17 protein-coding genes and 1 tRNA gene are annotated in these 19,948 nt (G+C 65.4%); 10 read left to right on the top strand and 8 right to left on the bottom strand.

Features of this window, described 5'->3' with window-relative positions; all coding sequences use genetic code 11:
• Positions 1–6: 6 nt before the first annotated feature.
• Positions 7–78: transfer RNA gene (locus tag HY699_08890), tRNA-His, on the top strand.
• 27 nt (positions 79–105) lie between these two features.
• Here HY699_08890 and HY699_08885 read toward each other — a convergent pair.
• From HY699_08885 to HY699_08870, 4 genes are all read right to left on the bottom strand, one after another.
• Positions 106–276, bottom strand: a complete 171-nt coding sequence (locus tag HY699_08885) for a hypothetical protein (GenBank protein ID MBI4515915.1) — start codon at positions 274–276, stop codon at positions 106–108.
• A 27-nt stretch (positions 277–303) separates the two neighbouring features.
• Positions 304–1,695, bottom strand: coding sequence for a sigma-54-dependent Fis family transcriptional regulator (locus HY699_08880; GenBank protein MBI4515914.1), 1,392 nt, complete (start codon positions 1,693–1,695; stop codon positions 304–306).
• On the bottom strand, positions 1,667–3,472 hold the full coding sequence (locus HY699_08875) for a sigma 54-interacting transcriptional regulator (protein ID MBI4515913.1): 1,806 nt from the start codon (positions 3,470–3,472) through the stop codon (positions 1,667–1,669). The genes HY699_08880 and HY699_08875 overlap by 29 nt, the downstream gene beginning before the upstream one ends.
• A 293-nt stretch (positions 3,473–3,765) precedes the next feature.
• Positions 3,766–4,077: a hypothetical protein gene (locus HY699_08870; protein ID MBI4515912.1), complete on the bottom strand. Its 312-nt coding sequence runs from the start codon at positions 4,075–4,077 to the stop codon at positions 3,766–3,768.
• A 139-nt stretch (positions 4,078–4,216) separates the two neighbouring features.
• Here HY699_08870 and HY699_08865 point away from each other — a divergent pair, with 139 nt between their 5' ends.
• From HY699_08865 to HY699_08830, 8 genes are read left to right on the top strand one after another with little or no spacing between them, the layout of a single operon-like run.
• Positions 4,217–5,128 (top strand): tyrosine recombinase XerC, encoded by a 912-nt coding sequence (locus HY699_08865; protein ID MBI4515911.1) that lies wholly within the window; start codon positions 4,217–4,219, stop codon positions 5,126–5,128.
• 30 nt (positions 5,129–5,158) lie between these two features.
• Positions 5,159–5,743, top strand: coding sequence for an ATP-dependent protease subunit HslV (hslV, locus tag HY699_08860; GenBank protein MBI4515910.1), 585 nt, complete (start codon positions 5,159–5,161; stop codon positions 5,741–5,743).
• Positions 5,740–7,098 (top strand): ATP-dependent protease ATPase subunit HslU, encoded by a 1,359-nt coding sequence (hslU, locus tag HY699_08855; protein MBI4515909.1) that lies wholly within the window; start codon positions 5,740–5,742, stop codon positions 7,096–7,098. Before hslV ends, hslU begins: the two co-directional genes overlap by 4 nt.
• 24 nt (positions 7,099–7,122) lie before the next feature.
• Complete coding sequence (argB, locus tag HY699_08850) at positions 7,123–8,061, top strand: acetylglutamate kinase (GenBank protein MBI4515908.1); 939 nt, start codon at positions 7,123–7,125, stop codon at positions 8,059–8,061.
• A gap of 53 nt (positions 8,062–8,114) precedes the next feature.
• A complete protein-coding gene (locus tag HY699_08845; GenBank protein MBI4515907.1) occupies positions 8,115–9,296 on the top strand; it encodes an aspartate aminotransferase family protein in 1,182 nt (393 codons plus the stop codon).
• Complete coding sequence (argF, locus tag HY699_08840; protein MBI4515906.1) at positions 9,293–10,222, top strand: ornithine carbamoyltransferase; 930 nt, start codon at positions 9,293–9,295, stop codon at positions 10,220–10,222. The genes HY699_08845 and argF overlap by 4 nt, the downstream gene beginning before the upstream one ends.
• Positions 10,223–10,246: 24 nt before the next feature.
• Entirely contained in the window at positions 10,247–11,467 is a 1,221-nt protein-coding gene (locus HY699_08835) for an argininosuccinate synthase (GenBank protein MBI4515905.1), read from the top strand.
• A 46-nt stretch (positions 11,468–11,513) separates the two neighbouring features.
• On the top strand, positions 11,514–12,551 hold the full coding sequence (locus tag HY699_08830; GenBank protein ID MBI4515904.1) for a cation transporter: 1,038 nt from the start codon (positions 11,514–11,516) through the stop codon (positions 12,549–12,551).
• 60 nt (positions 12,552–12,611) lie between these two features.
• Here HY699_08830 and HY699_08825 read toward each other — a convergent pair whose 3' ends face one another.
• The 3 genes from HY699_08825 to HY699_08815 all read right to left on the bottom strand — a co-directional run bounded on the left by HY699_08825 (position 12,612) and on the right by HY699_08815 (position 17,109).
• Complete coding sequence (locus tag HY699_08825) at positions 12,612–13,979, bottom strand: DegQ family serine endoprotease (GenBank protein MBI4515903.1); 1,368 nt, start codon at positions 13,977–13,979, stop codon at positions 12,612–12,614.
• A gap of 376 nt (positions 13,980–14,355) precedes the next feature.
• The gene (gene glgP, locus HY699_08820) at positions 14,356–16,530 is read right to left on the bottom strand and encodes an alpha-glucan family phosphorylase (protein ID MBI4515902.1); all 2,175 of its coding nucleotides are present in this window, start codon (positions 16,528–16,530) and stop codon (positions 14,356–14,358) included.
• 111 nt (positions 16,531–16,641) lie between these two features.
• Positions 16,642–17,109, bottom strand: coding sequence for an isochorismatase (locus HY699_08815; protein ID MBI4515901.1), 468 nt, complete (start codon positions 17,107–17,109; stop codon positions 16,642–16,644).
• A gap of 138 nt (positions 17,110–17,247) precedes the next feature.
• On the opposite strand from HY699_08815, the gene HY699_08810 reads away from it, so the two are divergent.
• A complete protein-coding gene (locus HY699_08810; protein MBI4515900.1) occupies positions 17,248–18,576 on the top strand; it encodes a citrate synthase in 1,329 nt (442 codons plus the stop codon).
• 32 nt (positions 18,577–18,608) lie between these two features.
• Here the strand turns inward: HY699_08810 and HY699_08805 are convergent.
• On the bottom strand, positions 18,609–19,948 hold a 1,340-nt coding region (locus tag HY699_08805; GenBank protein ID MBI4515899.1), incomplete at its 5' end, for a hypothetical protein.

Genomic DNA, 19,948 nt, shown 5'->3' with positions numbered 1-19,948 from the left:
GACGTGGTGAGTGTAGCTCAATGGTAGAGCACTGGACTGTGGCTCCAGGGGTTGAGGGTTCGAAACCCTTCACTCACCCTTTCTTTTCAAGCACTTAGTCATTCTTCAGCCGAAACGGTCGCCGTCCAGCAGCGTCAGGAACAGTTGGAAGTCTTCTTCCTTGCCGTTGTGGGGCGTGGCTGTCATCAGGATGTGGCGCGTGTTCGGCGAGAGCGTGTCGCGGCATAGCAGGTGGCGCTTGGCGTACTTGATCGGAACACGCAGCTCCCGCGGCACTCGCAGACCGTAAGGAGTTGAAATTGCCTACTCCGGGCCTTTGTCTAGTGCTTGAATGCCCAGCTTGTCCATCTTGTATTTGAGGATGCGGCGGGTGGTGCCGAGGATTTCGGCGGCGCGGGTTTGGTTGTTGTGCGCCTCGGCCAGGGCGTTGCGGATGAGATCCTGCTCGAACTTGTCGACCGCTTCGCTCAGGCGCTTCTCGCCGCGAGCGACTGCTAGCTGGGTCGGGTGGGCCTGGCTGTTCCCGCTGGTGAGGTTCTGCGGCAGATCGTCGGGGGTCATGACCGGGCTCGCCGACAACACCAGCGCGCGCTCGATCACGTTTTCGAGTTCGCGTACGTTGCCGGGCCAATCGAACTCCAGCAAGCGATCGAGGGCCTCGCTGCTGAACGCCTTCTCCGCTACGCCCAGATCGCGGGCCTTGAGCTTGAGGAAGTGTCGGATTAGAGGGGCCAGGTCTTCGCGGCGGTCGCGCAGAGGCGGCAGATGAATGGCGATGACGTTCAGGCGATAGTATAAGTCCGAACGAAAGGTGCCCTCGCGCATTCCTTGTTGCAGGTCGCGGTTGGTGGCGGCGATCACGCGGACGTCAACTTGCACCGGGTGTACGCCGCCGACGCGGGTGAAGGTGCTCTGCTCCAACACGCGCAGGATCTTGGCCTGCGTTGCCGGGTTCATCTCGCCGATTTCGTCGAGGAAAATCGTGCCCTGGTCGGCGTGCTCGAACTGGCCGATCTTCTTGGCGTAGGCGTCGGTGAACGCCCCGCGTTCGTGGCCGAACAGCTCGCTTTCGAGCAGGTTGTCGGGGATGGCGCTGCAGTTGAGCGTGACCAGCGGCTTGTTGGCCCGCGGGCTGTTGTAGTGGATGGCTTTGGCGATGACCTCTTTGCCCGTGCCGCTCTCGCCGGTGATGAGCACCGTGGTCTTGAGCGGGGCCGCCATGGCGACGGTCTTCAACACCGCCTGCATCTTGGCTGAGCCACCGACGATGTTGTCGAAGCTGTAGCGGCGGCCGACCTCGGTGCGCAGAGTTTCGACTTCATGCAGCAACGCCGCCGACTGCACCGCGCGCTCGATCTGCATGAACAGCTCGTCGATGTCGAAGGGCTTGGTGATGTAGTCGAAGGCCCCCAGCTTCATGGCGTTGACCGCGGTCTTCACCGTCTTGGTGGCGGTCAGCATGATCACCGGCGGTGGCGGCTTGAGCTGGGCAATGCGCTCGAGGGTCTCGAGCCCGTCGAGGCCGGGCATCAGGATATCGAGCAGGACGACATCCACCGGTTCGGTGGCGAGTAGTTCGAGCGCCTGCTCGCCACAGGTTGCCAGCACCGGCTGGAAGCGCTCTTTGAGGATCATCCGCAAGGATTCGCGGACACTCAGTTCGTCGTCAACGATCAGCAGTCGTGGTCGCTCCATCGGGTCGCGTTCCCCTCCCCATCTCCGGCGCGTTGGGCAGGCGCATGGTAACCGCCAACCCTGCCGCGCTTTCCTCCATCTCCATGTGGCCGCCGTTGCGCCCAATCAGGCTGCGCGCCAGCGCCACTCCCAGTGGTAACGGTACTTCCGGGCTGGCTTCGCGGGCGGTCAGCCAACCGGCCAATTTGCCCAGCCCCTTGCCGTGTCCACGCGCTACCCGCACCGTGACCGTGGCCGGTTCCGCGCAAGTGACCGCGATCGCTTCACCGTCGCCGATCACGCGCGTGAGCCCACGCAAGAGATTGTCAACGGCGTAGTGCAACTGCTCCGGGTCGACGTGGACGCTGAGGCCGGTGTGCGGCGGCCGGTAGTCAAGCACCAGGCGCCGCTCGCTCAGCAGCGGGCCGAGGCTGGCGAGCACCGGGCCGAGCAGGGCTCCGAGCGGGACGTGCTGAGGTGTCGGCTCGTGAAAGCGCGTGAACTGCAAGAGGTTCTCCAGCGCCCGGTCCATGCGGTCGACAGCGTCCCCGGTGAGGAGGACGAGTTGGTCGCGGCTGCTCTCCTCTTCGACCAGCCGGTCGAGGTGTTGCGCGAAGGTCTTGAGGGTAACCAACGGGTTCTTGAACTCGTGGGCCAGCTCGTTGATGATCAGGTCAACGGTGCTATTACCGAGCGACGGATCGGCGCGCTCCGCCGGTGCAGCTTTGGCCGGCGGCGGGCTCGGCGCCAGGGGGCCGAAGCCGAATAGCAGATCGCCGATGTCGATGACTTCCTTGCGTGCCAGAGAAATCGTGCGCGCTAGCACCGCTTCCAACTCCGCGGTGTTACCGAACCACAGATAGCGGCTCAGTCGCTGTGTTGCGCGGGGGCTGAAAGCGACCGGTGTACACGCCAGCGAGCTGCACAGGTCGGCGGCGATCGCGCGCGCCAGCGCCGGCACGTCGTGCGGCCGATCGCGCAGCGGCGGCAGTGTGATGGGCAGGACATTGAGGCGGTAGTAGAGATCACGGGAAAAGGCGCCGGTGTACGCCAGGCTGGCCAGGTCGTTGCTGCTAGCGGCGATGACCCTAATTTCCAGCCAACCCCGCTGCGTCTGCAAGCCGCCAGCATCCAGGACTTCAAGCAGCAGCGCTTGCGCGTCCTCCGAGATGGCGGCGACGTCGTCGAGAAACACAGTGACATGGTCCCCGGCGTTGGCCAGTTCGTTCAGCACTGGGCGGGTGCAGGTCTTGGCGGTGATCGTGACCAAACGCGTGCCGGGGGCGAGAGCGTGAATGGCGGCCGCCACCCGAGCGCGGCCGGTGCCTGGCTCACCGCTGATCAACACCGGTAAACGACTGCTTGCGGCCTCGCGTGCCATGCGCGCGGCTTCCTCCGTCAGATAGGGATAGCTGAGCTTGTCGCGGGTGAGGCGCGCCACCGGTGCCGGCGGGTGGCGCAGGAGCTGCTGGACTTGCTCGGCTAGGCTATGGGCGTCGAAAAGTCTGGGCAGGACCACCGACGGGATCGCCGCGTCTTTCGCGGGCGAGCCCTGCTCGGGTCGGGCGCGCAACCATACCACGGGTCGCGCTCCTGCCGCGGTGGCGCGCAGCAATGCCGGTGGGGCCGTATCCGCGTTGATGATCAGCAGGTCCGGCTTGCCATCCGGCAGCGGGAACGCCGCCGTGCAATCACTGGGCGCCAGTTCGTGGACCTCGTACTGGTTGCCTAGCACTATCGACAGCGTTTCGCGTACCGCGTCGGAGTCGTCGATGACGAAGATCCGTGGCAGCGCCAACTTCCCGAGCCTCCTTCCCCATCCCCGTGCGTGCTGCGGGTGACGTTCTGTGGCGTACAAAAACGGCCAAGCCTTCCTAGCGGCTTTCCGCCTCGGCTGTCAACGGTAATGATGCCGCGGCGGAAAGATGGGTACTTGCCGGACTCGGCCCCTGTTCGTTCAGCCACGTAGCCGCGGACATCGAGCGCGCCGTGGCCGGCCGCCTTCGTTGCCCGCAGCGCCGGCGCCACGACGCGCTTGCAGCCCGAGTGGGTTCTTGGCCTCGCCCGGTCCGTCTTTCGGCTCGGTGTCAATCACGTCTTCTTGAACAACGCATCGAGCTGAGCGCGAGCCTTGGCGTCTCTCGCCGGGGTCAAGCTCGGAGCGGTGCGAAAAGAGAAGTACTCGCAGAAGTTGCCCGCGGCCTTATCTACCTGCCGTTCGGCTTGTGATTCCAGGCAGTCGTTGTGGTGTCCGGGAGCATAGAAGCGGCAGTTCAAGCAGCAATGGAGATCACTGCCGCACTTCAGGCAGGTGTCACGCCGCCCGACACTCTGGCTGCGGCCGATGTCGGCATGGCAATGATGGCACAGGCGGCTGCCCGGCTCGGGGCGCTCGTCAGCCACTGGCACCTTCCGCGAGCGTCGAATCAAGTATCGCCCAGGACCTCGCCACGTTCCTTGCCGCTAACGAATCCGGTTGATACCATGCGGCCGGCGTCGCTCACAAGGCGAGGCCCGGAACCAGGAAATGAGTGGACAAGAGATGGTGGACCAGATTGCCGCCTTCGAGCAGGCTTTGCGCATAGAACGCAACGCTTCGCCGCACACGGTACGGAATTACGTGATTGATCTTCAGCAATTCCGTACCTTCCTGCTGGCGCAGCGGCTGTGCCTCGGCGCCACTGCCGAGCACGTCGACGTTCGCGCGCTCGACCAGAACGCGATCCGCGCCTATCTGGTCGAGTTGCTGCGGCGTACCCGCAAGAGTTCGACCGGACGCAAACTGTCCGCGGTGAAGAGCTTCTGCCGCTTCTTACGCCGCCGCGGCGTGATCGAGCACGACCCGGCCGCCGGCATCGTCACGCCGAGGAAGGAGCAGCAGTTGCCCGTGCACCTTACCGTCGACGACATCTTCCGGCTGCTCGAGGCACCGCCGGCCACAACCCCGGACGGTTGCCGCGACCGCGCGCTGCTCGAGGTCGTCTACTCGACCGGGCTGCGCGTAAGCGAGTTGGTCGCACTCAACTGGGCGGACGTAGACACTCGGCTGGAAGTGGTGCGGGTTCAAGGCAAGGGCGGCAAGGAGCGCATTGTGCCGATCGGCCAGAAGGCACTTAGCGCGCTCGCCAGCTACCGCACCCTTATTCCGCAGTTGTGCCGTGCCCGCCTGTTTGACGAACGGGCGGTGTTCTTGAATCGCCGCGGCCAGCGCTTGGCGACCCGCAGCGTCGTCCGAGTGGTGGCGCGCTACATCTTGACAGCTGGCATTGCCACGAAGGCGACCCCGCACGCGCTGCGCCACAGCTTCGCAACTCATCTCTTGAACGCCGGCGCCGACTTGCGCGCGATTCAGGAATTGCTCGGGCACTCCAGCTTGTCGTCGACGCAGAAGTATACGCACCTGAATCTCGACCACCTGATGGCGGTTTACGACAAGGCGCATCCGCGCGCCTGACCGACGCGGTGGTGAAAGGCAACCAGAGCGATGGCGCCATACCTAGCTCGCAGTCGCGGTGTTTTCGCGGCCGCCGATCGGCTCGTGATCCGCAGCACCACCATTCTGGCGCTGCGGCATCAGGGCAAAGTGGTGATGGCCGGCGATGGCCAGGTCAGTCTCGGCAACACCGTCATGAAGAGCAGCGCGCGCAAGGTTCGCCGCCTCTATGAGGGCAAGGTCGTCGCCGGTTTTGCCGGCGCCAGCGCCGATGCTTTCACCCTGTTCGACAAGTTCGAGAAGAAGCTCGGGCAGTACAACGGCAACCTCACCCGGGCGGCGGTGGAACTGGCCAAGGACTGGCGCACCGACCGTATGCTGCGCCGCCTCGAGGCGCTGCTGATCGCGGCCAACACCGAAACGCTGCTGGTGCTGTCCGGCAGCGGTGACATCATCGAGCCCGACGACGGTGTCATCGCCATCGGCTCGGGCGGCAACTATGCCTTGGCGGCGGCGCGGGCGCTGCTGCGGCATTCACCGCTGCCAGCTCGGGCCATTGCCGAGGAAGCCATGCGCATCGCCGCCGGCATCTGCGTCTTCACCAACGACACCTTGGTAATCGAGGAACTGCCATGAGTCAGATGACGCCCCGGGAGATTGTCTCGGAGCTCGATCGCTATATCGTCGGCCAGCGTAAGGCCAAGCGCGCGGTGGCGATCGCGTTGCGCAACCGCTGGCGCCGGCTGCAAGTGCCGGAGGACTTGCGCGAGGAGATCGCGCCCAAGAACATCATCATGATCGGCCCCACCGGGGTGGGAAAGACCGAGATCTCGCGCCGCTTGGCAAAACTCGCCCAAGCCCCCTTCATCAAAGTCGAGGCCTCGAAGTTCACCGAGGTGGGTTACGTCGGCCGTGACGTGGAGTCGATGATCCGCGACCTCACCGATCTGTCGGTCAAGATGGTGAAGGAGGAGGAGCAGGAGAAGGTGCGCCTGGGCGCGCGCCACGCCGCCGAGGAGCGGCTGCTCGATCTCTTACTGCCGCCGGCGCCGCCGGCCGAACGGCGCGGCGGTGCTGCCGGTACGGCCGGCGAGATCGCAGACGAGAGTGCGACCGCCACGCGCGAGAAGCTCCGGCGGATGTTGCTTGCGGGCAAGCTCGACGAGCGCGTCGTCGAACTCGAAGTGAGCGCCACCGCCATCCCGATGGTCGAGGTTTTCACGCCGCAAGGCATGGAAGAGATGGAGTTCCACCTCAAGGAGATGTTCTCCAACCTCATGCCCAAGAAGAGCAAGAAGCAACGCCTCTCGGTGCCGGAGGCGTTGTCGGTCTTGACGCAAGAGGAAGCCGGCAAGCTGATCGACATGGATGCCGTCAACAAGGAGGCCATCCGGCGCATCGAGCAGTCCGGTATCATTTTCATCGACGAGATCGACAAGATCGCCGGCCGCGAGCACGTGGCCGGGCCCGATGTCTCGCGCGAGGGGGTCCAGCGCGACCTGCTGCCGATCGTCGAGGGCTCCACGGTGAACACCAAGTATGGCATGGTCCGCACCGATCACATCCTGTTCATCGCGTCGGGGGCCTTTCACATGTCCAAGCCCTCCGATCTGATTCCCGAATTCCAGGGCCGCTTCCCGATTCGGGTCGAACTCGATCCCCTCACCAAGGAAGACTTCGTTCGTATTCTTACCGAGCCGCAGAATGCGCTGCTCAAACAATACGTCGCGCTGATGCAGACCGAGGGGGTGGCGCTGGCGTTTCGCGAAGACGCCATCCAGGAGATCGCCGCCATCGCCGCCCAAGTCAACGAGCGCACCGAGAACATCGGCGCCCGCCGGCTGCACACCGTGGTCGAGCGCTTGCTCGACCAGGTTTCCTTCGAGGCCCCGGAGATGACTGACCGCGAGGTGGTGATCGACGCGGCCTACGTTACCGATAAACTCGCTGAGGTGGTTAAGGATGAAGACCTGTCACGCTACATCCTGTGACGCGGGAGGCGGAGCGAGGCCCTGATGGAGTCACTGATTCAAAAGGCGGAAACCCTGCTCGATGCGCTGCCCTACATTCGGCGCTTCTCGGGCAAGACCTTCGTCATCAAGTACGGCGGCCACGCCATGGTCGACGAGGAGCTGAAGTCGAGTTTCGCCCAGGACATCGTGCTGCTCAAATACGTCGGCATGAATCCGGTGATCGTCCACGGCGGGGGACCGCAGATCGGCGACATGCTCAAGCAGCTCAACATCGAATCGACCTTCGTGCGCGGCATGCGAGTCACCGACCAGGCTACCATGGACGTGGTCGAGATGGTTCTGGTCGGCAAGATCAACAAACAGATCGTGACCCTGATCAACCACCACGGTGGCCGCGCCGTCGGCCTCTCCGGCAAGGATGGCGAACTGATCGTGGCCCGCAAGCTGAACCTGACCGTCGAGGAACAGGGCAAACGCGCGCGGCTCGACGTCGGCATGGTCGGTGAGGTTCGCGCCATCAACCCGGCCGTCATCGAATCGCTTGACCGCAGCGACTTCATCCCGGTCATCGCCCCGGTTGGCGTGGGGGAAAAGGGCGACACTTACAACATCAACGCCGACCTCGTGGCCGGCAAGGTGGCGGAGGCGCTGCACGCCGAGAAGCTCATCTTGCTCACCGACGTCGAGGGCATCCGCGACGGCGGCGGCGTGGTCATGCCGACGCTCGAAGTCGAGCGGGCGCAGGAGCTGATCAAGCAAGGCACCATCGGCGAAGGCATGATTCCCAAGGTCGAGTGCTGCATCGAGGCGCTGCGCGGCGGCGTGCGCAAGACCCACATCATCGACGGCCGGCTCAAGCACGCCGTGCTATTGGAAATCTTCACCCGCGAAGGTGTCGGCACCGAGGTGGTGCGCAGCGCCGGACGTACGGCGGCGGCGCGCAAGCGGCTGGGCGCGGCGCCCTCCAGTAAGGCTATGTGAAGTGAACCATGGGCAGTCTGGCGGCTACGGACGATTCTGCGAATGAGACCAGGATGACAAACCAGGAGATCATCGACTTAGGTGCGCGCTACTTGTTGCAGGTCTATCCGCGCGCGCCGCTGGCGCTGGTGCGCGGTCACGGCTGCCGCGTGTGGGACGCCGACGGCAAGGAGTATCTCGACTTCTTTGGCAGCACGGTGGTGGTGAACCTCGGCCACTGCCACGCCCGCGTGACGCGCGCGCTGACGGAACAAGCGAATCGCATCCTGCACGTGTCCAACCTCCATCACAGCGCCCCGCAGGCGCTCTTGGCCGCACTCCTGGTGCAGCATTCCTTCGCTGACCGCGCCTTCTTCTGCAACAGCGGCGCTGAGGCCAACGAAGCGGCGATCAAGCTCGCCCGTAAGTTCGGCGCCGATGCCGGCTCCGGCCGCTATGAAGTGATCACCGCGCTCGGCTCGTTCCACGGGCGCACGATCGCCACCATCACCGCCACCGGCCAGGAGAAAGTGCGCCGCGGATTTCAGCCCCTGCCCGAAGGCTTCCGTTACGCCCCCTACAACGACCTCGACGCTTTGGCGGCAGCCGTCAGCGAGCGCACCATCGCCATCATGCTCGAGCCGGTCTTGGGCGAAGGCGGCATCGTCGTGCCCGCCCCGGACTACCTGAAACGGGTTCGCGAACTGTGCGACCAGCGCAACCTGCTCCTGATCCTCGACGAAGTGCAGACCGGCATGGGACGCTTGGGCGCGCTCTTCGGCTACCAGCTGAGCGACATCGCGCCCGATATCGTCACCCTCGGCAAGGGGCTGGGCAACGGCGTCCCGATCGGGGCCATGCTGACGACCGAACGGGTGGCGCAGGTTTTCGGCGTCGGCGCGCACGGCACCACCTTTGGCGGCAATCCACTTACCTGCGCGGCCGCCATCGCCGTCGTCGAGGTCCTGCTCGACGACGGCGTGCTGGCCAACTGCCAGGCGCTGGGCAACTACCTGCGCGCGCAGCTGCGCCGCATGCAAACGAGCCGGCCAATCATCCGCGACGTGCGCGGGTACGGCCTGCTGGTCGGTGTCGAGCTGGCCGAGGCGGGCGCCCCGGTGGTCGATCGCTGCCGCGATGCCGGGCTGATTATCAACTGCACCGCCGATAAGGTGCTGCGCCTGTCGCCGCCACTGGTGGTAACGCGCGCGGAAGTCGACCAGGCGCTGGCCATTCTCGAACGGGCACTCCCATGAAACGCGACTTCGTTTCCTTGGCCGATCTCAGCCGCAGTGAGCTGGACGAGATCCTACACCTCTCCGCCACCCTCAAACGTGACCTCAAGAGCGGCAAGCGCCCGCCCTTGCTCGCCGGCAAGAGTCTGGTCATGGTCTTCGAGAAACCGAGCCTGCGCACGCGCGTGACGTTTGAAGTCGGTATGTCGCAGCTGGGCGGCTATGCCGTCTACTTGACGCCGAAGGATATCCAACTCGGAGAACGTGAGTCGGTAGCTGACATCGCCCGTAATCTCGATCGCTGGGTCGACCTGATAATGGCGCGGGTCTTCTCCCACAGCACCCTGCTGGAATTGGCGCGTCACTCCGGCATACCGGTGATCAATGGCCTCTCCGACCTGCTGCACCCGTGCCAGGTGCTGACGGACTGTTTCACGCTGATCGAGAAGCGTGGCCGGCTCGACGGCCTGCGGGTGGCCTTCATCGGCGACGGCAACAACGTGGTCAACTCGTGGATGAACGCCGCCGCCAAGCTCGGCTTCAACTTGGCGGTGGCTTGCCCCGCCGGCTACGAACCGAGCACCGCCGTGCAGGCGGCGGCGCTCAAGGCCGGCGCCAACATCACGATCACGCAGTCCGTCGCGGAGGCAGTGGCAGACGCCGACGTCCTTTACACCGACGTCTGGACCAGCATGGGACAAGAGGCGCAGACGGTGCAACGGCGCCACGACTTCGCCGGCTACCAACTCAACGCCGCCGTGCTGCGGCGCGCCCGTCCCGATGCCCTGGTGATGCACTGCCTGCCGGCACATCGGGGCGAGGAAATCACCGACGAGGTCATCGACAGCCCCCAGTCGATCGTCTTCGACCAGGCCGAGAACCGCCTGCACGTACAGAAGGGCATCATGGTGTGGCTCAACGAGAAGATGCCGCGCCACCGCCAGTGAACCAACACCGAGGTTGACCTGCTGATGCATAAGATCGAGCCCCCACCCCAGAAGATCGTGCTCGCCTACTCCGGCGGCCTGGACACTTCCGTCATCCTCGGCTGGCTGATCGAGACCTACGGCGCGGAAGTCATCGCCTTCTGCGCCGACCTCGGCCAGGGCGAGGAGCTGACGCCGGTGCAAGCGAAGGCGAAGGCCGGCGGCGCCAGCGCGGTCTACATCGAAGACCTGCGCGAGGAGTTCGTCCGCGACTTTGTCTTTCCGATGCTACGGGCCAACGCCGTTTACGAGGGCAGCTATCTGCTCGGCACCTCGATCGCCCGGCCGCTGATTGCCAAGCGTCAGATCGAGATTGCGACGGCCACTGGCGCCGACGCCGTCGCCCATGGGGCCACCGGCAAGGGCAACGACCAGGTGCGCTTCGAGCTGACCTACTACGCGCTGCGACCAGACATCCGCGTGATTGCGCCCTGGCGCATCTGGGACCTCAACTCGCGCTCGAAGTTGATCGCCTTCGCCGAGCACCGCGGCATTGCCATCCCGGTTACCAAGGAAAAACCTTACAGCACCGATCGCAACCTGCTGCACATCAGCTACGAGGGTGGCATCCTGGAGGATCCTTGGCGCGAGCCTTACGAGGACATGTTTGTGCTGACCGTGTCGCCCGAGAAGGCGCCGGGCACGCCCGAGTACATCGAGATCGACTTCGAAAAGGGCAACCCGGTTGCCGTCAACGAAGAGCGCCTGTCGCCCGCCGCGCTGCTTGCGCGGGTCAACGAGATCGGCGGCCGTCACGGCATTGGCCGGGTCGATTTGGTGGAGAACCGTTACGTCGGGATGAAGTCGCGCGGGGTATACGAGACTCCGGGTGGCACCATCCTGCACGTCGCCCACCGAGCCTTGGAGTCGATCACCCTGGATCGCGAGGTGCTGCATCTGCGCGACTCGTTGATTTCGCGCTACGCCGAGATGGTCTACTACGGCTACTGGTTTGCTCCGGAGCGCGAGATGCTGCAGACGATGATCGACGAAGCGCAGCGGCCGGTCACCGGCCGGGTTCGGCTGAAGCTCTACAAGGGCAACGTCATCGTTGCCGGCCGCCGCTCGCCCCGCTCGCTCTACGACCCCGAGATTGCAACCTTTGAAGCCGACACGGTCTATCGCCAGGCCGATGCCGAGTCGTTCATTCGACTCAACGCGCTGCGGTTGCGCATTCGCGCGCTGGTGGAGCACAAGCAACGTTGAGCGCCGCGCCGGCAGCGGGCGCGGCTGGAGCTTAGAGCTGGGCCTCATGAACTCGATGGCCGCCACCGCAGCCGCAGCGCCGCTTGATCCCTCGGCCACCGCTGCCACCGATCTGCGCCTGCGTCTGCGCGCCGGCCTGGTGTCGCTGATCGCCGGCAGCGCGCTGCTGGTGGTGAAGTTCACTGCCTATCAGCTCACCGGCTCCAGCGCCATTCTCTCCGATGCCATGGAGAGCATCGTCAACGTGGTGGCGGCGCTCTTCGCTCTCGGCGGGCTGCTGTTTGCCGGCCGCCCCGCCGACCGCAATCACCCGTACGGCCACGGCAAGATCGAGTTCTTCTCCGCCGCCTTTGAGGGCGGCTTGATCGCGTTTGCGGCGGTTATGATCATCTATCAGGCCGGCAGCAGCCTGCTCTATGGCATCACCATTCGGCAACTCGATGCCGGCCTCATTATTACTGGCGCTGCCGGGCTGGCGAATTTGGCGCTGGGGATCTTTCTGGTTCGAGTTGGCCGCCGGGCGCAGTCGCTCACTCTGATCGCCGACGGCCAACACGTGCTCTCCGACTTCTGGACCAGCGTGGGGGTGGTGTTGGGGTTGCTGCTGGTGCGCCTTACCGAGGTCAATTGGATCGACCCGGTGGTGGCGGCCCTCGTCGGCGTCAACCTGGCGGCAACCGGCTGGCGTTTGGTTCGCCACGCTGCCGGCGGCTTACTCGACGAGGAAGATACCGAGCTGGTGCAGAAGCTGCTGGTCGCGCTCAACGCCAGCTTCGTGCCCGGCATCATTCGTCTGCACAACTTGCGAGCAATCCGCTCGGGCCGCTTCACCCACGTCGATGCTCATCTCGTGGTGCCCGAATTCTGGACGGTCGATCGCGCTCACGATGCCGCCGACGCCTTCGAGCGCGAAGTCATCGCCGCCTGCGGCATCCAAGGGGAGATGGTGTTTCACACCGACCCCTGCCGGCGGGGCTATTGCGCGCAGTGTGATATCCCCGCCTGCCCGGTCCGCGTCGAACCCTTCCGCAGCCGCCCGTTGTTAACCGCCGAGGAAGCCGTGCAGCCCGACTTGCCAGCCTGACGGCGTCGTGTTTCGCGAAGCGCCGGTGGCGATCTACGAAGCGACGAAGGCATCGGTGAGCTACTCGCGGCGCAGCGCAACGTAGCTCAAGAAGTCCCCGCGCTGCACCAGCAGCAACAGCGTTGCGCGCGCTGCCGCGAGTGCGGCTTGGTATTCGCGTACGCTGCGGACTTCGCGCCGCCCGGCTTCGCGGATTAGGTCTCCCGGCTGCAGGCCCGCCTCATCTGCCGCACTGCCGGACTCGACACCGGTGATCACCACACCGCGGAGCTGGGGCGGCAAACCCAGGCGACGCGCCAGGCTCGGCGTGAGATCGGCGACCGCGATACCCCAATCAGCAGCGGCCCCACGGCTGGTCTCGGCCTTGGGCTCGGGCAACTCCGCGACCGTCACGCTAAAGGTCTTCTCCTCGCCGTGGCGTAGAACTCTGACCTCGACGCGGCTGCCGACCGCGGTGTCGGCCACCAGCGCCGGGAAGTGCTGCATTTCCAAGATCGCCCGCCCTTGGTACTGCAGCAGTATGTCGCCGCGCCGCAGACCGGCACGTTCGGCCGGGCCGCCGCGCATCACGTCGGCGATGATCACTCCCTGTGGCTGCTCGAGGCCGAAGGAGTGCGCCAACTCCGGAGTCATCGGTTGCACGCTCACGCCCATCCAGCCGCGCACTACTCTGCCGTGTTGGCGCAGTTGGTCGATGATGTGGCGGGCCATGTCGATGGGAATGGCGAAACCGATACCGACGCTACCGCCGCTGCGGCTGTAAATCGCACTGTTGATGCCGACTACTTCGCCGTCGAGGTCGAGTAGCGGGCCGCCGGAGTTGCCGGGGTTGATCGAGGCGTCGGTCTGAATGAAGTCGTCGTAAGGTCCGGCGCCGATCACCCGGCCCTTGGCACTGACGATGCCGGCAGTCACCGTTTGTGCCAGGCCGAAGGGATTGCCGATCGCCACGACCCAGTCGCCGACTTCGAGCGCGTCGGAGCTGCCGAGCGTGACCACCGGGAGCGCGGCACGCGACTCGATCTTGATCAACGCCACATCCGTCTTCTCATCCGCGCCGACTAGCTTGGCCTCGTACTCCTGCTTGTCGGCCAGCCGCACGCGGATACGGGTGGCCTCGCGGACGACGTGGGCGTTGGTGACGATGTAACCGTCGCGGCTGATGACGAAGCCGCTGCCGAGGCTGCGCCGCGGCTCGGTCTTGGGCGGCGTTTCGCCGAAGAAGCGCCGCGAGAATTCCTCCAGCGGGTCGTGCACCGCCCGCGCCGCCTGGGCCGCGAAAATGTGGCATACGGCCGGGCGCGCGGCCTTGGCCACCGCCGCAAACGACGGCGGTGGACCCTCCATGCCGTGAGCCACGCCGGGCATGAACGCGAGCGCAAGCAGCGGCGGTACGAAGAAGCGAGCACTGGGGATGGGGCAGCGCATAAGTGAGTCCTCCGGCGAGATCTGACGGCCGCGGGCCTTGCTTATGGCGCGGTCGGCAAACGAACAATGGGCGGCCGCGCCAGCCGTTGCAGCAGCGCGGCCGGCGCCGCCAACGCCGGCACAAGCCACACCCGCGCGGCGTCAAGAACGGCCGGTCGTGTCAGAGGGCGGGAAGCGGGTGAGCGCCGGGTGTGCCCACCCGTGGCAGCGGACTTGTTAGCCATCGGTTTCCTTGTTGCCTCTCACGGTAGAAATTGGCCGGCGTCCAACGTCGCGCTCGGCTCACCGCGAAATCGGGCGCGGATGTTAGCATCCGCTCGGCGCCGCTGCCAACTACGGCTGCGACACCGCGGCTGCGCCACAGCGATCAACAGGCTTAGCTCTCACGGTACATCGTCTCGACGTAGTCGCGCAGCATACGTTCGGCGCCGAACTGCGGAATCAGGGTCCGCAGCGCGGCTTTGACTCGCTGCAGCCAGCGGTGGGGGATGCCGCTACCGCCGCGTTCGTAGAACAGCGGGATGACCTCGTATTCAAGCAGGTCCATGAGCGCGTGGGCATCGTGGTCGTCCTGGGTGTAGGGATCGGCTGGGGGCGATTCGATGGCCCAGCCGTTGTGCCCGTCGTAGCCTTCAACCCACCAGCCATCGAGCACACTCAAGTTGAGCCCGCCGTTGATCGCGACCTTCATGCCGCTGGTGCCGCTGGCTTCGAGCGGCGGGCGCGGCAGGTTGAGCCAGAGGTCAACGCCGGCCATGATCTGGGGCGCGCTGTGCAAGTCGTAGTCGTCGAGAAAGACGATGCGCCCGCCGACACCCGGCGCCCGCTTGAGGTCGAACAGGCCACGCAGGCTCGCCTTGGCCTCGTTATCCTGCGGGTGGGCTTTGCCGGCGATGATCAGCTGAATCGGCATGGGCTCTTCCGCCAACAAGCGCAGGCCGCGGTCAGCGAAGCGGGTGAGCAGGTAAAGCCGCTTGTAGGTCGCCACCCGCCGCGCAAACCCGATGGTCAAGGCGCGATCATCGAACACCCGCGCGGCCGCCTCGACGTAGTCGGGGGCTTCGCCACGCCCCAAGCGGTCGTACACCGAACGCTCGCGTACCAGCTGGATGAGCTCCAAACGCTGCTGGCAGCGCACGGCCCAGAGGTCCTCGTCCGGGATCGCGTTGACGCCCTCCCACAGCCGCCGATCATCAAGCCGCGTGCGCCACTCGGGGCCGAGATGGCGATCGAGCAGCGCCTGCATCGGCGCGGCCATCCAGGTCAGCGTGTGCACACCGTTGGTGACATGGGCGATCGGCACGTCGGTCGCCGGCAGCTCGCGCCACAACGGCTGCCACATCGCCCGCGCCACTTCGCCATGGCGGCGCGCCACGCCATTGGCGGCGCGACTGGTGCGCAACGCCAGCGGTGTGATGTTCGCCGGCTCGCGCTCGTTGCCGGGCTCGAGGCGGCCGAGGTTATAGAAGGTCGCCCGCGGAATGCCGAGGCGATCGATGAAGTCGGCCAGCACCGCCTCGACTTCGCTCTGGGCATAGCCCTCGTTGCCCGCGGGCACAGGGGTATGGGTAGTGAAGACGGTGGTGCGCCGGACCTGCGCCAGGGCCGCTTCGAACGGCTGTCCGCGCTCGAGCTGGTTGCGCAAACGCTCGAAGCTGCCCAGCGCCGCATGACCTTCGTTGAGATGGACCAGACCCGGGCGAATTCCCAGCGCTGCGAGCACGCGCACACCGCCGATGCCGAGCACGGCATACTGCGCCAAGCGGGTGTGGCGGTCGCCGACGTACAAGCGCGCCGTGATCCAGCGGTCGATGGCGTTGTTGCCGCGCAGATCGGTGTCGAGCAGATACAGCCGCACGCGGCCGATATCGATGCGCCACACCTGCACCAGCACCAAGCGATCGCGCAGCCGAAGCTCGACGGTCAGGGGCTGGCCGTCCGGCCGCGTCACCAGCACCGCAGGCTGCCGCTCGAAGTCGGTGGACACCCAGTACTCGTGCTGCCAACCGGCGGTATCCAGGCGCTGGTGGAAGTAGCCTTCGCGATACAGCAGCCCGACGCCGACCATGGGTATGGCCAGATCAGATGCCGCCTTCAGCAGGTCACCGGCTAAGACGCCGAGGCCGCCGCCGTACAGCGGCAGCGAGGCGTGCACGCCGAACTCGGAACAGAAGTAGGCCACCGGGCGCAGCGGGTCGATGCCCACCGCAGCGTCCGGCCGGGCGAGATCAGCTTCCACGGCGCTGAGCACCGCTTGCAGGCGATCGAGGAATGCCTGGTCGTGCTCCAGTTCCTGCCAGCGCCGCGGGGTAACGGCTTCGAGCACGTGGCGCGGGTTACAGCCGCCGTGCTCCCAGTGGCCGGGGTCGATATCGCGGAAGAGGTCGGGCCCGCCCGCCAACCAGCTCCAGCGATAGTTGAAAGCCAGCCGCGCCAGCGGCCGCAGCGGCCCCGGCATGCGCTCGCCCAGCTCGGCGATGGCGCGTTCGAGGTCGCGCCGCCCATCGCTGAGCTGCGCCAGGGTAGTCGCGGCGTCTTCGATCACCGTCATGCGTCCCTCACCCCCACATCACTCACGAAATCGTCCGGGCAAACCGCATGACCCTGCTTCGCAGGAGAGGCACTGAGCAATCTCTCCAAAGTGACGCCCCCGACCTCCGGGCTACGCCTGCTCGCTCAGGCAGCGGCTCAAATAAGCCTCCAAGTCGGGCCCGCGCGGATTTGCCAGCACCGTTTCGACCCAGGCTTGGCGCTCGAAGCCGATCACTTGCAGGTCCCACACACAAGCCATCATGCCGCTGGGATTGACGTATTCGAGCAGCTCCGGTTTGTTCGCTGGTGAGACGTAGGCATGATGATGCAGTTCGTTCTCGTTCGCCCACCAGTCGACAAATACCAGGTTGGCATCGCGGCCGTCGTGCACCCCGAGGAACCCCACGCCGTAGCAGTGTTGCTCGGCACTCAGTTGCGGCAAGCGGTGGCTGGCGGCGATCTTGGCCGCTGCAATCAGCTCGGCACGCGGCTGCTCGCCGCGATAGGCGATGCCATACGCCTTGAGGCGCCATCCGGCTTCGCGCCATATTCCAAGCGGCCGGATCACGCGCGGCGCATAGGGCTCTCGCAATCTCATCCCGAGGTCTTCCCGTCGGCGGAGTCTAACTCAACAGGTTGCTCCACGGAAGGCAGCCGCGGCCGGGGGGCTGGCGTTTTTTGCCGAGCTTGATAACCAACGGGCGGCGCAGAGCGCGACCGACGTGAGGGAGAGGCCATGGCACGCGAACAATTGACCATCATCGACCAGCGCACCGGCAAGCAGTACGAAATCGCGATCGAGAACTCGGCCATCCGCGCCACCGACTTGCAGCAGATCAAGCTGTCGCCGGATGACCGCGGGCTGGTGTCGTACGATCCGGCTTTCGCCAATACCGCCCCTTGCAAGAGCAAGATCGCCTGCATCGACGGCGATCAGGGCACGCTGTGCTATCGCGGCTATACCATCGATGATCTGGCCGAGCGCAGCAACTTCCTCGAAACCGCCTACCTCATCGTCAAGGGCGAGCTTCCCGACGTGCGGCATTTCGAGATGTGGAAGCACAACATCACCGTACACTCGATGGTGCACGAGAACGTGAAAAAGTTCATGGACGGCTTCCGCTACGACGCCGAGCCGCTCGGCATTTTGGTGGGCACGGTCGGCGCGCTGTCGACGTTCTATCCCGACGCCAAAAACGTCTTCGATCTGGAGTCGCGCCGGCTGCAAACCCGCCGGCTGATCGGCAAGTTGCCCACCCTCGCTGCTTTCGCCTATCGCCGCACCCGCGGCCTACCCTACGTCTATCCCGACAACGACCTCAGCTACACGGGCAACTTCCTTTCGATGATGTTCCGCATGACCGAGCTGGGGTACCGGCCCAACCCGGTTTTCGAGCGCGCCCTCGATGTGATGTTCATCCTGCATGCCGACCACGAGCAAACGGCCTCGACCAACGCGGTGCGCTGCGTCGCCAGCTCGCAAGTGGATCCATTCTCCGCCGTGGCCGCGGGTATCGCCGCGCTCTACGGGCCGCGCTACGGCGGCGCCAGCGAGCGCGCCGTCCGCATGCTCAACGACATCGGCTCGGTGGATCGGGTGCCGGCGTTCATCAAGCAGGTCAAGACCGGCGAACGTGAGCTGTTCGGCTTCGGCCACCCGGTCTACCGCACCTACGACCCGCGGGCGAAGATCGCCAAGCATACGGCCTTGGCGGTGGCACAGGTCGCCCCCATCGACTCGCTGCTGGATATCGCCCTGGAAGTCGAGCGCGTAGCGATGGAAGATCCCTACTTCGTCTCGCGCCAGCTCTACCCGAATCTCGAGTTCTACTCCGGGCTGGTTTACCAAGCGATGGGCATTCCGCCGACCATGTTTCCGGTCCTGTTCGCCATCGCGCGCACGGCGGGATGGATGGCCCATTGGGCGGAGCTGGTGCGCGATCCCGAGCAGACCATCGCCCGCCCGCGCCAGCTCTACATCGGCGAAGGCCCGCGCTCCTACGCACCGATCGAGCAGCGCCCGGCCCCAGCGATGCGTGAGGACGCGGTCAGCGAGCAGATTTGAAATTTGCGGTCAGAGGCGGCCGTGGCCCGCGCTCATTGCTGCGGGCACACCGGCGGGGCAAGAATCTGGAAGGTGATGGTGCACACACCGTCGCGCTGGTCGCCGCGGGCGATGCCGGTATGACCGGCAGCAGTGCCGAGGTCGTGCACACTCGAACCTAGGGCATCGGCGGACAAGGAATACGGCGTCAGGCTGGCGTTGACGTTGCCGCTATCATCCAGCAGCTCGAAGACCGCCAAGGGCTCGATCTGGTCGCCTTGCCAGCGCGCGTACTGTGCCAGCCAATCACCGCCGAGGGCATGCATTTGCGTGATCCAGCGCAGGCTGGACTTGTTGCGCATCACATCGATAACGCGGTCGGCAATCAGGCGCCCGCTCTTGTAAGTACGCTCGAAGCTGGCGAAATGAATCTGCCAGGTCGAGCTGCTCGAACGGTTGGTGTTCTCGGTCCAGATGGCGCCGAAGTGGCTGCCGTTCCAGGCGAGGTCCGGAAACTCATCCCACTGGTACTCCTTGGCCGGCACGGTCTTAATGCGGCTGCTAAGCCCGTAGCCGCTGGCGGCCGGCAAGTACTTCGTGCCCACGCCGCCATTACTGATCGCGATGTCTTTCACCGTCATGATGGCGAAGCCGACGCCGTCGTAGGCGACGGCGGGATAGAACTCGTGAGTGTAGTCGTAATCCACCAGGTTGGTCACCGAGCCGATGGGGGCGCCGTTGCTGTCGAGCTTGAAGGCGTAGCTGCACGAGTGCCCCGAGCAGTCGCCCTCGATCGCGCCCAGGAAGCCGCCTGGGTAGGCGTCGAAGTCGCTGTCCGCTTCCAGATCGTAGCCCGTGGTCATAAATAGCGGTGGCCCGACGACGCGACGGCCGCTGAGTACACCGTCGAGCGAGAGATTGTAGTAGTAGAGCGTGCCCCGCTCGGCGATCAGCAAACCGAAGTGGCCATAGTTCCACGCCGCATTGTAGTAGCGGTCACGCCATTGAAGGCGGGTGGCATCGACCACCCAGAGCGGGCCAACTGTGAGTTGGCCGGTGAAATCGACGTGGGCGTAGTAGAGCCGCGCCTTGCCCGCGACGGCCGGATCGTCACGCAACCAGAAGATGCCCCAGCCGAAATCGGTCGCCACGGTCTTGGTCAGCCAAACGCGGCCGCCTTGCTGCACATCTACGACCGTCTCGGGCGATAGCTCCCATAGGATTGGCACAGCGCAGGTCGGCGTCCCGGTGGCCGTTGGCGTTGGCGTGATGGTCGCCGTCGGAGTCGCAGTCGGAGTGCGGGTAGGTGGCCGTGTCGCCGTCGGGGTTCTCGTCCGAGTTGGGGTGACGGTCGGGCTGGGCGTCCGCGTGCGGGTCGGGGTCGGAGTGCGGG

This window comes from Deltaproteobacteria bacterium, from assembly GCA_016210005.1.
GTDB lineage: Bacteria > Desulfobacterota > Binatia > HRBIN30 > JACQVA1 > JACQVA1.
Note: the sequence above shows the minus strand (reverse complement) of the source record. Positions and strands in the feature narration are given on the sequence as shown.

Coding starts and splice junctions, on each gene's coding strand:
- hslU (MBI4515909.1), top strand. CDS start 5,740: ATGAGTCAGATGACGCCCCGGGAGATTGTCTCGGAGCTCGATCGCTAT.
- HY699_08830 (MBI4515904.1), top strand. CDS start 11,514: ATGAACTCGATGGCCGCCACCGCAGCCGCAGCGCCGCTTGATCCCTCG.
- HY699_08880 (MBI4515914.1), bottom strand. CDS start 1,695: ATGGAGCGACCACGACTGCTGATCGTTGACGACGAACTGAGTGTCCGC.
- HY699_08825 (MBI4515903.1), bottom strand. CDS start 13,979: ATGCGCTGCCCCATCCCCAGTGCTCGCTTCTTCGTACCGCCGCTGCTT.
- argB (MBI4515908.1), top strand. CDS start 7,123: ATGGAGTCACTGATTCAAAAGGCGGAAACCCTGCTCGATGCGCTGCCC.
- glgP (MBI4515902.1), bottom strand. CDS start 16,530: ATGACGGTGATCGAAGACGCCGCGACTACCCTGGCGCAGCTCAGCGAT.
- argF (MBI4515906.1), top strand. CDS start 9,293: ATGAAACGCGACTTCGTTTCCTTGGCCGATCTCAGCCGCAGTGAGCTG.
- hslV (MBI4515910.1), top strand. CDS start 5,159: ATGGCGCCATACCTAGCTCGCAGTCGCGGTGTTTTCGCGGCCGCCGAT.
- HY699_08810 (MBI4515900.1), top strand. CDS start 17,248: ATGGCACGCGAACAATTGACCATCATCGACCAGCGCACCGGCAAGCAG.
- HY699_08845 (MBI4515907.1), top strand. CDS start 8,115: ATGACAAACCAGGAGATCATCGACTTAGGTGCGCGCTACTTGTTGCAG.
- HY699_08815 (MBI4515901.1), bottom strand. CDS start 17,109: ATGAGATTGCGAGAGCCCTATGCGCCGCGCGTGATCCGGCCGCTTGGA.
- HY699_08835 (MBI4515905.1), top strand. CDS start 10,247: ATGCATAAGATCGAGCCCCCACCCCAGAAGATCGTGCTCGCCTACTCC.
- HY699_08865 (MBI4515911.1), top strand. CDS start 4,217: ATGGTGGACCAGATTGCCGCCTTCGAGCAGGCTTTGCGCATAGAACGC.